Below are 17983 nucleotides of genomic sequence, written 5' to 3' on the forward strand. Positions count from 1 at the left end.
TTATAGCCCTAAGCGTAATCCTAACTGAAAGGTTTTGAATTGAGGTGTCATTCCCATATCTACACCTTGTCCAAATATAGAAGAAGTAGCGCTAAATTCTGGGTCATAGCCTAAATAATCAGTAAATGTAAACAAGTTATTGGCTGTTGCGTAAATCTTTATGGCTTTGATGTAATTCATTTTTTCAACATTGAAATCATATCCCAATACTAATGTTTTTAATCTTAGGTAAGAACCGTCTTCAATCCATCTGTCAGAAAAACTAGCATTCCCCATTGGATCTCCCCAAGTTGCTTTTGGCATATCAGTTTGTTGTCCTTCTGCTCTCCAACGATTTTCTACAGCAACGCTTTGGTTTTCATAACCGCTCATTTTTTCAAGATTATAACGCACTCCATTATAAAGGTCGTTTCCTACTGAAAAATTAAATAATCCTTGCAAATAAAAACGTTTGTAAGCGAAATTTGCGGTAATACTTCCTGTCAAATCTGGATTTGGATTTCCAATAACCATACGATCATTATCATCAATTACTTTATCGCCATTAGAATCTGTAAAACGCATATCTCCTCCTTTGAAAGGAACTAATTCACCATTAGTCAAACGTCTTGAAAAACCATCTGCCTGAGCATCAGAAGTAGTTGCATAGACACCATTTGTTTTTAATCCGTAGAATAAATTGGCATCATTACCTACTTCTGTCATATAAGTAGCACCTCCAAATTGGCTATAAATAGTTCCGTTTGGCAAGCTTAACACTCTGTTTGAATAAGTAGCTAAATTAACTCCTAAATCAAAAGTAAAATCTGGGCTGTTTATAATACGACTATTCAAGGCCAATTCAGCACCTCTAGTTTTCATACTACCACTATTAGATACAGCATAATCAAAACCAGTTGATGCTAATACAGTTTCATAGATAAGCATGTTTTCAGTTTTGTTTGCAAACAAATCTAAAGACACATTTAAACGTTCGTTAAACAGAGCCAAATCTGCACCAAGGTTAAATTTCTTAACGGTTTCCCATTGCAAATCAGGATTTGCAATATTACCTCTAACTAAACCTTGTACTCCCAATAGGTTTTGAGAAATATAATATTTTTGAGCAGCAAAATTTCCTATATCATCATTTCCAGCTGTACCAATTGTAGCTCTAAGTTTAAGATAATTGAAGGTATTTGAATTTTTCAAGAAATTTTCTGCTGAAACTAACCAAGCTCCAGTGATAGAAGTCATTAAAGCATATTGATTGTCTCCAGTTGAACTTTCATCACCAAAACGGCTAGATCCATCTACTGCATAACTGGCTGATAAGAAATATTTATCACGATAGTTATAGTTTCCGTTGGCATAAATGTTTAACCAATTCCATTGACCTAAAACTCCACCAACTTCACGCAACAAGTTAGATCCTGAACCTACACTAGTAAAATCGTCTGTAGGAGAGTTATATCCTAATCCTAAATCGGTTTCAGATTTATTTGCTTGGGTTCTAAAACCAAAACGAAAGTCTAGTTTGTCTTCATTTTTGAATTTTTTAGAATAATTGGCGTAAGTATCTGTATAAAGCGTATTCAATATTTGAACTTCACTACCCGAACGGTTTTTTCCAATAGCAATTGGAAGAATAATATCTGTAACTCCTCTATCTGGAATAAAGAAAGTTTCTCTTTCTTTGTTATATGTTATCCCAAAAATAGTGTTCACATTCCAAGTATTGTTAATAACATACTTGAAATTCATATTTCCGAAGAAACGATAGTTTTTATTGACTCCAATAGCATTATCTATTATAGCTCTTGGATTACTAACATTAAAATCATCGACATCCGATAAATTTGGAGAAACACTTCCATCATCAACAATTACGTTTGCACCTAAAAATGGAGCTTTCGTAAGTGCCAAATACATTGGACTAGTCAAATAAGCAAAACCTTGATCTCTTTGATTTTGAATATTATTGATAAATGACATGTTAGCATCAACAGTAAGTTTTTCGGTCAAACGTAAAGAGGCATTCAAACGAGTACTGTAACGATTGGATTCGGTGTCTTCAATTATTCCTTTGTTATTAAGGTATCCTACAGATAAACCATATTTAGCAATATTATCACCTCCACGAACTTTTAGGAAATAATTTTGGCTAATACTAGATTTGAATACTTTATCTTGCCAATTGGTTTCATTGTGATATTTGTAATATCCTACTGAACCTGGGTTATCATTAGCATATGGCAAATAAGTCAATGGAATTTGAGCTAATCCTCGACTAGCTTCTAATTGATATATATGAGTACGATAAGCATCTGATTGCATAACTGGTAATTCATCTGGCTCTTGATTCACAGCACCATACATGGTGAAATCAATTTTTGTAGTTAATTCTGTTGGACGAGTGGTATTGATAATAAGCACTCCATTTGCACCTTTTGTACCATATAGAGAAGCGTCGTCTTTTAGAACTGTAATGTTTTCAATATCTTTTACATCAATATTTTCTAGGGGTGAAGAACTGTTGTTTTTAATAATTCCAGAACCATAATCTTCATCGTCATAAATCATTCCGTCAACAACAATCAAGGGTTTGTTAGTAGCATATAACGAATTAAAACCGCGCAATGACAAATAAGCACCAGCACCAGGGACACCTGATTTTCTAACACTATTTAAACCTGCTACTCTACCTTGAAGGAAATCTCCAACCGACTCTTTAACAGGACTTGACCATTGATTAGTCTTGAAATTAACTACGCTTGAAGCTTTTGTAGTAGCATAGTTAATTTGTTCTCCAGCTGGTAAGTTAGCCACTTGGTATAAAGGTGAATAATATTCTTCGAATAAAAAGATTTCTATGCCTGCATCCCTACTTTTTAGAGGAAAAACTTTGGTTTGAAAATCTTGACCGCTAACAGTAAGTAGCGCCTCTAAATGAGGAACACCTATTTCGAAACTTCCATCATTATTCGTAATTGCTGCCGAAAAACCTGGAACAGCAATATTGATTCCCGAGAGAACCTCTTTGTTTTTAGCGTTTTTAACAACACCTTTAACCAAGATACCTTGTATTTTTTTTGGAGCGGCGGTTATAGTTTGAGTCGAATCCTGAGCGATCTGGGCATGTAATTGCTCGGTGAAACTTCCAGCAAACAAAATGCTTATCAGGCAGGTTAGTTGTAAATTTTTTAACATATCTATTTTTATAAAATATTATTTAATTACAGGGACAAATTTTAAATAATCGAGGGTGAGAGAGTTGTTCCCAATTGTAGTAGTAGCAGCAGCCACTAATGAAATCGTATTAATATCGCCCGCTTGTGCTAACGGAAACTCTCCTATATAAACTTCATCATACTTTTTAATATCAACCCCCATATAAGGAAATGCCATTAAGGATGTTGTTAAATCAATCGTACCATCTGCTTTGAAAACTGACCCTACAATTAACCTTTGCTGAAATACATTGCTTTGTTCGTTAATAGCTCTCCAATATACTTTGTACTTGGTGCTGTACATATCTGAGGCAGTATAATTAATAAAAAAATTAGGTCCTTCGGTCACCCTATGATACTGCGCAATATCATTATAAAGAATATTTGCAGGATCTTTTCTGTCTCTATAAAAAATAGTAGCTCGATTACCGCTAGTAGATGGGAAAAAAGAAGTGTTATTTTCTCCTTCAATTATTTTGGTTAGTAAACGATTTTCTAAAGTAACATCCATTTTTTTCATGCGATAAATAATTCCGTTACTCAAAACAATTGGCGAACCAATAATTTGGGTTTTGTCTATTGGAATTTTTACACCAAAACGAGTAGTTAATTCATTTGGCAATTCATTTGGCAAATAAGCTTTTGGGAAAGCCATATCTCTAACCGTAAAATAACTAGCATAAGTATCTGATCTTGCTGCATTATTTTTAATCAAATAAGGTTTAAGTTTGTCAACTTCGGTGGTATAACTACCGTCATCCATTAAAAATAAAGTATAAGAATTTTTCTCGTTGTTTAGATTGTAAACATTTCTCAAATAAGAATTTGAAAGTGAATCAGCATATACTCCAGGTGCTGTAACTAATTTTGCAATACTATCTGCTTTGTAGATATTTAACTCCGTTAGACTTACCAAATATTTACTCATTGCTGAACTAGATGACACACTATTCACATATTGCCAAATATTTAATTTTGGAGTAAGTGGTTTATTTACGATATGAAACACACCATTTTTTGCATATTGATCAGGAGTAGTAATAGTTGCATCACCTATAGTATTGGTTCCACTGAAGGTCAAATATTTGTTACTATACATAATAATTTTTTCACTCGCTTTATCCCTTACTGTTGAATAGATAGCTGGTGTAATATGATTACTCACAAATAACACCAAATTATCAGTATTGTTTAGGATTGAAACTGGCACTTGATCCATAGCATCATTGGTTGGAACAAATACGGTATAAGTCAAAGAGGAAGCTAACACTTTATCATAACCTGTTTTTACTAAAGCCTCAGCAAATTTTGAGGTTTCAGGATTATTTAAAATGGCTTCTTTAAGAGTAAGTTTTAGATTTTCATCATTGGTTTCGCGATCTGACCAAGGGTCAGAACACGATACCAAAGCTATTGTCAGAATACTAACAAAGAGTATTTTATAAATTAATTTTAATGAGATCATTTTTAAGTGATTAAGTTTTTAATTAGAATGCTTTTGTATTTTAATAATTGATAATTAGGGTACTAAACCACTTCCTCCTGATTCAAGTCTAGGATACAATTGATCCATATCTACTGGGCGGAATTCTACCACATCCATCCAAGCAGTATCTCCAGGATTTGAAAGCGACTCAAAAGTAATGGTATGACGACCCGTTGTAAGCACATCAACAATTCCAACAAGTCTGCAATTGAATCTATTGGTAAATGGAGAAATATGACTTTTATATCCTTGTGATTCTAAAACTCTTTCGTTGATAGTATTAGTAGCCTGCTCTTGGAAATTAACCAATCTAGGCAATGCAATACCATTAAAATAAGTTCTAACTGTAGGGTTTTTTGTGCCTTTCCATCTGTAAGATACCCAAATTTTATATTTACCTTTTATGATTACTGGCGTTTTAAATTTTAAATTTTGAGTATTATTGGCTCTAAATCGGAAGATTTCAATAATATCGCCATTCCAAGCCCTGTCTTGATAACTAGAACTTCCTTTAGTAGCACATACATAAGTAAGTGCATCACTACCATCCCAAGTTACATCTTTAAATAGTTCTTTTTTAAGAGCTGCCGAAGTACCTGGTTTTCTAAAAACAGACGTCAATTGTCTGAACTCAGGTTGGTCACCAAGATCAAAATAAACTGGAGCTGGAATCCTTTTTTTGATAAAGAAATTTTGATCAACAGAATGTATTACTCCATTTGAAGCCGTTACATCACTTAATCCTCTGTTCACCACAACTCCTTTTTCTAAAACTCCATTGAAAGTTTCTTCGTTTAACAAAATTGTACCTGCGGCCAATTTAACGCTAATTACTTCTAAAGGTGCTTTAGTTTCTAATGACTGTGATACTGCCAAATCAGCAAGATATTGCAATTTTGGCAAGATACGGTAACTAACAAAAAGGTTCAAACTATCGGCAGGATTCATTGGGTCATGCAAATGACTGTATTTAGCTTTTAAATCAGCTAGTGAGTTAATACCTGCGGCTTTAAACACTTCATTGGTTTGAGTAAGAACAGATAAATGTCCAATTTTGGTAGTCGTTGTAGTTGTAGTTCCACCAGTTGTTGTTGTAACAGTAGCAGTTCCTAGAGGTTTATTTAATACATCATACCACCCTGTTGCTTTTAAAGCTTCAGTAAATAGAGAAAGGTTTGGATCTGCCTCAATACTTTTAGCAAGTGTTTTATCAGCCACTCTTAAAACTTTATCAATAACGTGTATGATACCATTACCAACAATAACATTTGAAGCGGTAATGTTTGATGTTTTATTTACTGTAATACTCGAAACACCAGCTATATTGGCTGCCCCAGTAATTAAAAATTGTCCTTGTTGACTAGGTGTTGCAATTTTACCATCTGTAAAATCAGTAGTTGCTACGACTTGATCTAAAATATGCAATTTTACAATTTCCTTTAAATCTTCGATAGGCACATCTTTCACAGTTGCTGCTCCTACATCGCTTAAATATTTTTTTACAGCTTCATTATTTGGTACAAATACGGTGTAAGTTCCGTATGTATTCATAAAAGAAGCATAATTGGTAACTTCCAACATTTCCAAAAACATAGAATAATCATCATTATCTTTTAAATAATCAGTAACATTCAATGTTTGATCAGTGAATTCTTTAATTTTCTCTGAGGTACAATTTACAAACGCTAGGGTTAAAAAAACCACTAAAGTAAGTCTCATCAGTCTGTTTAATACAAGGGATCTTTTCATGACTTAATTATTTAATTATTTATAAAATGGGTTTTGAACAAGCGCTTTGTTCGTATATAAATCGTATTCATTAATAGGTAAATAATGACTATTTGGGTCTTGAAGTTTTGCCATAATAGATTGCTGTTGATCTGCAGGTGCATTTACCAGAGCCATATTAATCAAAAGTTCTTTGCGTTCGTAATTATTCTTTCTGGCATTTCGCAACACATCAAACCAACGTTTTCCCTCAAAAGCCAATTCACGAGCACGTTCTGCTAAAATATAATCAATAACATCGGCTTTATTGGTAGGATCTACAACTTGTTCTGTCAATTTAATAGCTCCACGTGTGTCGCGAATTTCTTTGATAATTTTTAAAGCCTCATCTCCTTGTCCCATTTCAGCCAAAGCTTCTGCTTTCAAAAGCAATACATCGGCATAACGATAGACAAACCAATGTGTATCTGCTTCTTGCAAAGATTTACGTTCACTATTATTTAGTCCTGTAAATTTATATATCTCATTAGTACCTGCTATTAAGGAGCAACGGTCTCCACGTTTGTCAACATTGTTTGCATCTGCAAAGTCAACCCCAAAGACATCCTCTAACACAGTTTGAGAAGCAACAAATTCTGGTCTTTGGAACAACATATCATAGAAAGGATTCAAATTTGTTGTAGAAAATTGAAATTCAAAAATACTTTCTGAAGAATTCCCTTGGGCAAAAACTCTTGAAAACCAACTACCAGACATTGGAATTAAAGCAAAACGCCCTGAATTGGTTACTTTTGTTGCTGCGGCAAGTGCGTCTGGGTATTTTTCCATCCAAAGATACAAATCGGCCTGCATCGCATTAATAGCATAAACAGTTACACGACCTTTGTCATAAGCAGTATTTCCATAACTAGAAACCGCATACTTCTCTGCTAACTCTAAATCTTTGGCTACTTGTTCAAATATTTGATTTTGAGTGGAACTGGCCAATTGAAAATTATCAGTATCCGAAAGTGTTGCTGTCAATTTTAAAGGAGCATCTTTGAATGTTCGAGCTAAAGTAAAATACAAATAAGCTCTTATAGCCAAAGCTTCGGATAAATAATTATCTAATTGTTTTTGGGTTAAAGTTGGATCTGTTTTTAATACTCCTGGAGCAAGTTCAATAACCGTATTACAGTAATTGATTACACGATAAAAAACTGCCCAACTCGTAAGGTCGTTTGAAGATAGAATATTTGAAGTAGTAATATCTCTTTGATCTGGCGTTACATTACCTCCTGGAGATACCATATCAGCTCTAAATTCACCAAACATAAACAAAGTTTCGCTCAGGGTATAATCAGTTCCACCAGTTGGAACTTTTACTACTGGAGGCGATTTCAACAAAGAGGAATAGATACCTACAACCGCAGCTTGAATATCTTCTTTTGTTTTCCAAAATTCATCACGAACGATTCCGTCTTCAGGACGTAAATCTAAATAATCGTTACACGAAACTGTGGTAACAAAAATTAAAAGGATTGTTAATAAAGCATTTATTTTAGTTCTCATAAATCTACTATTTATTTTTTTAGAAACGTGTTGTTATACCTAATGAAATACGTGAAGTTGGAGGCGTACGAGAGTTATCAATTGCTATTCCAAAAGGGTCACCTGATTTCATACTTACCTCTGGATCTTGTCCTCTATAGTTGGTCCAAGTATATAAATTATCCGCTGTGATATAGGTTCTAATTTCATCCATTTTTAATTTTTTTAGCATTGACTTACCTAAAGTATAGCTAAATGTAATAGAACGAAGGCGAAGGAAAGAAGCGTCTTCTACATAACGATCTGATCCTAACCAGTTATAACCAGCTCCATATACTGCTCTTGGCATATCGGTTACATCACCAGGATTACGCCATCTTGATAATGTAGCCGTACTTTGATTATTCCAACCATACATATTGGTTGTAAGCATATCTGTTCCGTTTACGATATCATAATTCAAACGGTAGTTGAAATACAACAATAATTTGAATTGATTATTAAAAATGATATTAGGACCAAATCCACCAGTAAGTTTTGGGTTACTATTTCCTAAATAAACTACGTCACGACTGTCAATATTTCCATCTTTATTGATATCTTCATAAATAGCATCACCCGGTTGAAAAATATAATCTGTATTTGGATAATTAAAACGCATATAAACGGTTTGTCCATTTGGACCAGTAATTACATTTCCATTACCATCTCTTGCTAATGTAGCATCTTTGTCAACATACACACCTTTGAATTTATATCCGTAGAAAGAACCAAAAGGGTTATCGATTTGAAGAAAACGTTTAAACTCTCCATTACGATCTGTGTTTCCAGATTGATTTGGATAATATTCAGATATCTCACGAATCATGTTTTCATTACTAGAAATATTGAAGTTGAATTCCACTTTCCATTTACCTGATTTATACGGAGTTGTAAAAAGACCTACTTCCCAACCTTGGTTATCCATAGTTCCTACGTTAGCATCTACTTTACTATACCCAGAAATTGTAGTTAAATCAATGTTTTGAAAAATCATATCTTCAGTAGTGTTACGGTAGAAATCTACATCCAAAGTTAGTCTTCGTTTAAACATTTGAAGGTTAAACCCAAGGTTTTTACCTGTTAGAGTTTCCCAACGTAAATTACTCAATTCTATATTTTGTGGATACACTCCATTCATTCCTAAATAATCTGAACTGAAGTTGCCATAAACATTAAAAAAGCTATAATCGTATCTTGGTGCTTTACCGGATTTTCCGTAACTTAATCTTAAACTGAAATCATCAATATATGTTAGTTTTTTCATAAACTTTTCATCTGATATTCTCCAACGAGCCGAAGCAGAAGGAAATAATCCGTATCTGTTTTCAGGACCAAATTTTGAGTTACCATCAGCACGAAGACCAACGTTTACAATATAGCGATTGTCCATCAAACCGTATTGAGCATTTAACAAACTACCTACCGATCTTGCCTGACTATTATTGGTATACAACTGCAAATCTGAGTTTTGTGTTCTAGAAGGATTAGATGGGTCTGTAAGCAAAGACGAAGCGGTGTTCGAAGTTAATACCTGATGAGACTCATAGCGAAAATCATTACTTTGAATAGACCAAAGCATTTGTAAACTTTGGTTTTTACCAATATTAGGCGAATAAATAAAGTTGGTTTTAGTTGTAATACTTGAAGTATCAACATCAGCATCTGAAGCACGGTTTACTACCGTTTCAGTAATAGGACGACCGGTTGCATTTTGTGGTAAAAATGCTTTGGCTTTTGTACTATTGAAATCAAATTGTAAATCGAATGTGGCTATTAATTCTTTCGGGATAATGTCAACATTAATATTAAAATGAGGTACAATTCTATCACTTACTTGATCGTTAGTGGCATACTCAGCCATAGCAACTGGATTATAAGTTCCAGGATATCTACCTTGTACGTTTTGTGCTGGAGAAAAATAGTTAGGAGTTAATATCCCTTCTTCATTATATTCATATACACCCATATTTGGCATTTTCCCATAGGCCACACTTCGTATAAGGTCACCATTTCCTGTTCCATTAACATAATTACGTTGGGTATCGGAATGGGTATATGATATATCTGTTTTAAATTTGATACGGTCAGATACAACATAATCAAGATTCAAACGAGTACTCACCCTTTCAAAACCAGTTCCTCTAGTAACCCCTTTAGAATTATAATATCCTACCGATGTAAAATATCTAGCTCTTTGTCCACCACCTTGTAAAGAAAGGTTGTGATCACCAATCAATCCTGTTTGCGAAACCTCATCGATCCAATTCGTATTATTACTATAGTTTTTGTAATAATACACTTCTTGAGGATCATACATAAATTCTTTTACCGTTTGAGTATTCAAAGGCACACCATTTCTGTTCATAAATTCCTCTGGAATCAATTGCGAATATTGATCTCCATTTAACATAGGAATAGCGTCTGGCAGTTTTGAATAAGTTCCAACAAAAGAGTAATTAATTTTTGGAGCACTAATACCTCCACGTTTTGTGTTGATGATAATAACCCCACCTGCAGCACGTGAACCCCACAAAGCTGTGGCCGCCGCGTCTTTGTCAATGGTAATGGTTTCGATATCTGAAGGAGCAATATTCAACAAGGCCGCATACCCTTCGTCATCGGCAGTACCAAAGTTGAAATCTGCCGGGATTGATGTTTCATAAGGCATTCCATCAACAACAATCAATGGAGCAGAAGAACCAGAGATAGAAGAAGCTCCTCTAATTTTGATTTGCATTCCAGCTCCTGGATCACCACTACTAGCAATAATATCAACACCCGCAACACGTCCTTGCAATTGCTCGTCAATAGACGCTGCTTGTGAAGTTGCTAAATCACTGGCTTTGATGGTTACAGAACTTGTTGTTTTATTTCGTTCAGAAATATTCATCAATCCCGTTTCTACCTTTTTTTGAGAAGTAATTACAACTTCACTTAAAGTTTCAACAGAAGATACTAAGGCAATTCTAATATTATCTCTTCCATCAATGGAAACTAATTTAGACTTATAGCCAATAGAAGAGACAAATATTTTGTTTTTTGGGTTTTTTACATGTATTGCAAAATTTCCATCAACGTCAGACAAGACCCCTGTTATAGTACGATTCTCTGAATCTTGTTCTACAACAGTTGCTGATGGTATAGGTAAATTATCACTTGAATCGACTACCTTACCACGCACAACAGTAGTTTTAGCATTTTGCGCTAAAGTTGGTAGTGCTGCCAAGACAATCAAGGCAAATGAAAAACAGTAAAGTAAATTGGTTATTTTTTGTTTCATTTTATTCCGTATATAAAAGATAATTGTCAACTAAATGGATTAAGGTTCTGTCAGCTAAATTGTTACTTTGAGCAGGTATAAAGTTAGAAGTTTTTTTAGCAGCATCAATAAAGGTTAAAACCCCTGTGTCGCTTAAAACACCTACATAAGTTTTCTCTCCCTTACTATCCTTTCTCAAAGTTTCAAACTGACCCCCTAAAAGTCCATCATCAGAAACAGTCTTAGTTACTAGGATATGATAACGAAGAAAATCAGCTACTAAATCTTTTTCTCCTAAGGTAGGCGGTGTAAAATTAGGCACACCCGTTGTTACATTTCCAGGAAGCACTCCAGCTTTTACGGCTTTCACAATTGCAGCATTGTTTGGAACTACAAATGTATAAGCTGTCCCTAAATCTACTCCTTCTATTTTATCCCCTGTTGCATTGTAAATAGAAGAATTTTTTAAATAATTATAAAAATGTGAAAATTCTGAACCTACTGGCGTAGCTAAATTTTTAAGATCCACACCTGGAGACTCTTCGCTAAATTCTATTAAATTATCTATATAATAGGTACGTCCGTTTTGTTGATCTTCGAATCCAACGACATTGGCAGCATTTCCCAAAACTTCATTTCCTGCCCCATACACCTTGTTGTTTTTCCATTTGATATATTCACCAGCAATATCGGCATCACCAGTACGAATAACACCCGAACCTGATAAATCATCCAATTCTCCGTTAGGAGTAGAAACGATACAATTATACAAAACACGTAATAAACGTAATCTGGCACTAGCTCCAGTAATAACTGCTGAATTTATTGGAGAAGTATATCTCCATTCAGAACGACTCACGTCATAATCATATCCAAGTCCACGCAATACTGTGTCTGAAGGAAGAAACAAAGTGAATCTTTGATTAATATTACTAATAATTTCTCTATAAGAAGATCCATCATTAAACAATCGTGTAGCTAAAGTAAAGTTAGGATCTAAATAAGCCGATGTGTAAACACTATAAAACAAATTAGATTTCTGTACTTTATTAGTACCATAAAAGAATCCATTACTTAAAGCTTTGGCGTCTTTCACATTAGTATTCATATCAAACCTCAAATCTTCATCTAGTGCATTGCTAAAAGATCCAATCTTTGATGGCCAAACTGCATTGATTACCATATGTGCCTTGAACAAGTCTTCAAAAACGTATTTTGGAAGTTTATCAAGTGAAGGATAGTTTTTAAGCAAAACTTTATCCACAAATTCTTGTAAAGAAGCATTATCAGGAACAAACATAGTATAAGCATCATTTTGCCCATCATTATCCGCTTGTTTCAAATAACTCTCATTATTAGGAGAAAAAGGCAAAGCAGCATCAAACACCTTTACATATACTCGGTCAGATTTACCAGTAAAATTATTATAAGTAGTAGTTGCCGGTTGATTAAAGATATAATTAACCAAATTTTTATTTAGCAAATCATTGAAAAGGCTATAATTACTATTGCCCTCAAGATACTGATCTAAACTCACTAACGGTAGCGAAACCTGACTAACCTCTTGAATAATACCATTTTCAGCAATAATATTGGCCTGTTTGATAGTACCGCCTAAGACATTAAAATCAGTATATGTTGAATTGGGAAAGAAAAAAGTATAATCACTTGCATTAAGACTTTGAGCTGCAAAATATTCTTTCTCAAAATAAGAAATATACTTGTTATTATTATCTCCAGAAACATAATATGGAGCTCCAGATGCAGCACGATTGTTACGGTTTGACGCCACAACAACCATAGGAACACCGTTTACGGTTTTTTTCTGAAACCCATCATAAAATGCGGTTCTTCGTCTAAAAGCATTATCCACAACCCAACCAGCAGCCGATTGATAATCGGAAAGTTGCTCAGTTCGAAACGCATTATATATAAGTGCATATCTTACAATCTTAGCTGCTGTAATCGAATCTACTTTAGAAACATCAGCATAACCTTTTTCTTGAAAAAATTTAGTAAAGGCTTCGTCATTAGGTGCCATCATCGTCCAATACCCTGATTTACTCAAGATGTCTTTGTAGCCTGCTTTACCAATTAGAGCCGTCAGATTTTTGAAATTACCACGTGCTTCCAATTGTTGATAAATAGGATCCTCGAGACCTTCTGGACGAGCATAGTACTCATCAAATACGTCTTTATTACAACTAGCAAAAAATGCCAGTAGTGGAAGAACTAATAAATAGTAGTGTATTTTTTTCTTCATTAGAAATTAACTTATAAAATGGTGAACAATAATTTATACTTTTTTTAACTTTTTTTTAAATCATTTAACATTTCCAAAAATACAGGTTCAAGACAGCACTTCTATCCTGCCCTGTCCTGTTTTATTTATTTTTTTTTACTAAAAAAATAAATAACCCAATTAAATAATAATACCATAAAAAACACAGCACTATTTCATTAATTTAATATTTCCTTTATTGACAATGCTTCAAGAGTCACATTATCTTTAAAATTTGTGTATCAATAAAACAAAAACCCATTAACATTTCTTTTGGATTTTAGCAAATTGAAATGAGTGTATCTAATTAAAAAAAAACATTAAATCAGCAATAAAACCAACTAATTATTCTTAAAATTAAAAAAAATACAACTAATTACAACTGCTAACGAATATTATTTAACATTATTCGCAATCATTTATTAAAAACAAATCTATAAAATAAGCTTTTTCTTAAAAAAAATTTCGTCAGTATTGGCCCAGAAATAGATTAGTAATGCGTGTTAAAAAAAAAGGATTTACAAAATTTGCAAATCCTTTTAAATTAAAATGAAACTCTTTTTTATTTTTCAATAACAATTTTCTGTATCGAAACACCTTCTTCTGTCTCAACTTTCACAACATAAACACCAGAAACCAAATTAGAGAAATTTAATGAAATGGATTGATTACCCCCAGCGAGTTTAACCTCTTTTTGACCAACAATTTGCCCCATCAAATTTGAAATAACAACTTTAGCATTTACTGAATTACTACTATTAAATTGAACTTCAAATTGCCCATTAGATGGATTAGGATGAATAACCACATTCGAATCAAGATCCTTTTCCTCTTTAGCAACTCCCAACGAAGCTGAAACAATTTGAATATTGGGTGTTGGCGCAGGAGCCATATCATATCCCAAAAAGAAACTTGGATGTGGCGGTTGATTATAACCTGAGTTTTGCCAAGCAATTGCAGTACGATATTGAGGGTCATGCATCAAAGTATAAATTCGTTTGTCGGTAGGAATATTGGTGGTAAAAAGAATCAAAGCAGTATTATCAGAACGGCGAAGAATAATTTCCTCTCTCCAATCACCAAAAATATCAGCCGTCAGACAAGGATTCTTTTTAGAATCATTATTAGACGAAACTGGTGCTGCGTTGTAAATGGTAAACAAACGATTTAAGGATTGGGTACTTGGATTCCATTTGTCCATAATAGTCCCGTCTAGCAATTCGCGTCCCAAATCAGCATCCCACCATACGGCGGCATTTACAGCTTGACTCCCACCAGTTGGTCTGGCTGTACCAATTTGACCGTCCTGAACATTATAAAGATTTCCTGAAGAACTCCACATTTCATACCCTCGGTGAGCTGGATCAATATCGGCAGCCAAAGCACGGCCTACATCACCTGTAGTTTCGGCACCAAAAATCATTGCTCCCGTTTTTGCGTCATTCAACCTGATGCCATAAGGACTGTATTGTCCTGGAGATTCTAAACATTGCCAAATTTCTTGACCAGGACGATCAGGATCCATATCCGACATATGCAAAGCATCTCCGTGTCCTTGACCATAGGTCCAAAGTCGTTTTCCGTCATCATTAATAGCACTTGAACCATTAATAACTTCATCTTTTCCATCGCCATCCACATCACCAATGGTCATTTGATGATTTCCTTGACTTGAGTAAGCATTGTTAGCAGGATTAGCAGCATCTTTACTATCAAAAATCCAACGCAAAGTAAGCTGACCATTGCGCCAATCGTAAGCTGCGCGCATTAGTTTGTCATAATAACCACGTCCAACAATTATACTTGGGCGGGCGCCATCCAAATAAGCCACTGCCGATACAAAACGATCTTGGCGATTACCATAATTATCTCCCCAATCGACCGTATTAGCTCTGGCTGGCTGATAGGTCACTGTTGCCATTGCCGCCCCTGTTAATCCGTTAAAAACAGTCAAGAATTCAGGCCCTTGTTGTACCCAACCATAAGCATTGCGATAATCCACAGTTGCATTTCCGATTACAACTCCTGCTCCATCAATAGTCCCATCAGCGGTTTTCAAAATCATTTCTGATTTACCGTCTCCATCAAAATCATACACCATAAAGTGATTAAAGTGCGGCCCTGAATTCACGTTTTTACCAAGATTGATACGCCAAAGTCGTGTGCCATTCATTTTATAGCAATCAAAAATTTGCTCACCAGAAAAACCTCCTCCATTATGATTCAAAGCTGTTGGATCCCATTTTAGAATAACTTCGTATTCTCCATCACCATCCACATCACCTACACTAGCATCATTTGCAGTATAAGTATAAGGTGTTCCGTCAGGCAATGTATTTTCAGGAGGAATTTGCAACGGAATAGACAATTGATTATTTGCCCAAACCGAAACTGCAGCAGTTGCAATACCTTCGGTTCCGTTGACAATTGCCTTAATAGTATATGTCCCATTGGTTGTGATAGTATCTACATAATTAGTAGAAGTCGTAATTGGAGTCGCATTGATTTTTACATTATCACGATATATATTAAAAGCTATATCAGAGGGGTCATTCCCCAACAAACGCCAGCTAACAAAAACCTCTGTAGCCGATTTTCTCAAGGCAACTACTCCACGGTTTAGAAACTCCATTTGTTTAGCTGTAGTAACCACCGCATCAGGCAGTATCAAAGTATTTACCCGAACATTATCCCCATAAGTAGTACTTGTTCCTCCACCATTGATAGCATAAGCTCTAACATAATACAATGTAGTTGGATTAAGTCCTGAAACACTAACCGTAAATGCTCCTATACCAGTTCCTGAATCTACAACCTTAGTATTAGCAACGGTTGGATTAGCATTAGTACTATAAACAATTCCTCTTTCGGTAATGGTTGTTCCTCCATCAGCAGTAATTGTGCCACCGGCCTCAACCGTTGTAGAGGTAATATTGGTAACCGTATTGGTTTTAAGCACTGCTGGTGGTGGTGCTGGCGAATAAGCTCGAACAACAGGCGTAACAATACTACTCGAATTGGTTTTAGTGTAAACTACATACGGATAGACACTTCCAGCAGCAATAGTTAAATTTCCTGTATTATTTTCAATACCTGTAGTCAACACCGAAGGATCTTTCATTTCTGTCCAGACATTAGCTCCTGCAACTTGCTTAAAGACACGCGCTGAATAGGTCGCTGTACTCGAAACATTATCAATAAAAGAACAATACAAATTATTTGAAACATCTTTTATCAAGCTCAAACTAGGAGAATCTCTTGAACCTATTCTCGTTGTGGAACTCCAAGTTGCAGCAGTTTTATTATATTCAATAGATGTAGCACGGTTTGTATCTGCAGTATTAAAAAAAGCAATAGTCAAGTTATTGGCTGAATTCAACACCATACTTGTATGACGAACACCTGCGGTGACAGTTGAAGTTGTGGCGGCAGACCAAGTTCCACCAGTAAATTTATACAATGTCATTGTACCAGTTGTAGAACTTGTCGTTCCCATATTACAAAATACTAACCAAGGCACATCGGCTTCATCTAAAACCAAACTTACTCCAATTGCAATGGCACTTGCATTGACTTCACCACCTCCAATAGTTACCCATGAAATACCATCAAACTTTTTTACAAAAGGCTTTAATATACCATTATCCCCAAAAGCAATATAAGGATTGTTATCTGAATCGAAAGTCAAAGAACAACGAGGTGTTGAACTTAATTGAGAAACCCCATTAGTTACTGAACCAACCGAAACATAAAGATTGTTGACATCATTATTTAACGGTTCCCAAAGATTAGTCTCTTCGTTGTAGATTTTCACAGCCAATTTATTACCATTCCCGGCATCAACATAAGAAACATACAGTCTATTGGTCTTGTCTAAAATAATTCTAGAATAGGTTAGATTTGTTCCTATATCATCCCCTAATTGCTCCCAAACACCTGTTGTTGCATTCCTTTTTTTGACCTTGACAACTGGCCCAGTTCCTTCTCTTAAAACCACATAAGGAACATCGTTCAAAACGGCAATAGAAGTATAAGAAGAAGCCACCGAAGACAAATCGGATTCACTTCCTAAAATAGTCCAATTTTGAGCAAAGGATGATTGCACTGCTAAAAGCATAAAAACAGCAATAGCAAAAACTTTAGAAGTAGCGTTGTTTAAAAATAGTTGTTTTTTCACATCTAAATAATTAATGGTTGAAACTAAATAGTAAGTCCTTTTTTTTACCAGATTTGAATATAGTTTTTAAATATTCGAAGAATATAAAAAACAAATAAATTATGGAGTAAAAAAACAGGATGTGTATTTTTTTTGTTAATATTTTCTCCAAAACTATTATTATCTTTTTTTAATAGTATCCTGTAGAATCCTGTTTTAGCTTAAAAATTGCAACTCATAATTTGAAAATTTCAATTGCAAAAGCCTATCTAAATAATTATTCTATTTAAAG

7 protein-coding genes are annotated in these 17983 nt (G+C 34.6%); all 7 read right to left on the reverse strand.

What is annotated here, in order from left to right:
- The 7 genes from C3L50_RS01305 to C3L50_RS01335 all read right to left on the reverse strand — a co-directional run bounded on the left by C3L50_RS01305 (position 1) and on the right by C3L50_RS01335 (position 17712).
- On the reverse strand, positions 1 to 3189 hold the full coding sequence (locus C3L50_RS01305) for a SusC/RagA family TonB-linked outer membrane protein (RefSeq protein WP_103804223.1): 3189 nt from the start codon (positions 3187 to 3189) through the stop codon (positions 1 to 3).
- Positions 3190 to 3207: 18 nt separating this feature from the next.
- Positions 3208 to 4674 (reverse strand): fasciclin domain-containing protein, encoded by a 1467-nt coding sequence (locus tag C3L50_RS01310; RefSeq protein WP_103804225.1) that lies wholly within the window; start codon positions 4672 to 4674, stop codon positions 3208 to 3210.
- A 54-nt stretch (positions 4675 to 4728) separates the two neighbouring features.
- Positions 4729 to 6444: a fasciclin domain-containing protein gene (locus C3L50_RS01315; protein WP_103804226.1), complete on the reverse strand. Its 1716-nt coding sequence runs from the start codon at positions 6442 to 6444 to the stop codon at positions 4729 to 4731.
- Positions 6445 to 6459: 15 nt separating this feature from the next.
- A complete protein-coding gene (locus tag C3L50_RS01320; RefSeq protein ID WP_103804228.1) occupies positions 6460 to 7974 on the reverse strand; it encodes a RagB/SusD family nutrient uptake outer membrane protein in 1515 nt (504 codons plus the stop codon).
- Between the two features lie 19 nt (positions 7975 to 7993).
- On the reverse strand, positions 7994 to 11275 hold the full coding sequence (locus tag C3L50_RS01325; protein WP_103804230.1) for a SusC/RagA family TonB-linked outer membrane protein: 3282 nt from the start codon (positions 11273 to 11275) through the stop codon (positions 7994 to 7996).
- A gap of 1 nt (position 11276) precedes the next feature.
- Complete coding sequence (locus C3L50_RS01330; RefSeq protein ID WP_103804231.1) at positions 11277 to 13517, reverse strand: fasciclin domain-containing protein; 2241 nt, start codon at positions 13515 to 13517, stop codon at positions 11277 to 11279.
- Between the two features lie 580 nt (positions 13518 to 14097).
- Positions 14098 to 17712 (reverse strand): rhamnogalacturonan lyase family protein, encoded by a 3615-nt coding sequence (locus tag C3L50_RS01335; RefSeq protein ID WP_103804233.1) that lies wholly within the window; start codon positions 17710 to 17712, stop codon positions 14098 to 14100.
- Positions 17713 to 17983: the final 271 nt, after the last annotated feature.

This window comes from Flavobacterium alvei, from assembly GCF_002920895.1.
Taxonomy (GTDB): Bacteria; Bacteroidota; Bacteroidia; order Flavobacteriales; family Flavobacteriaceae; genus Flavobacterium; species Flavobacterium alvei.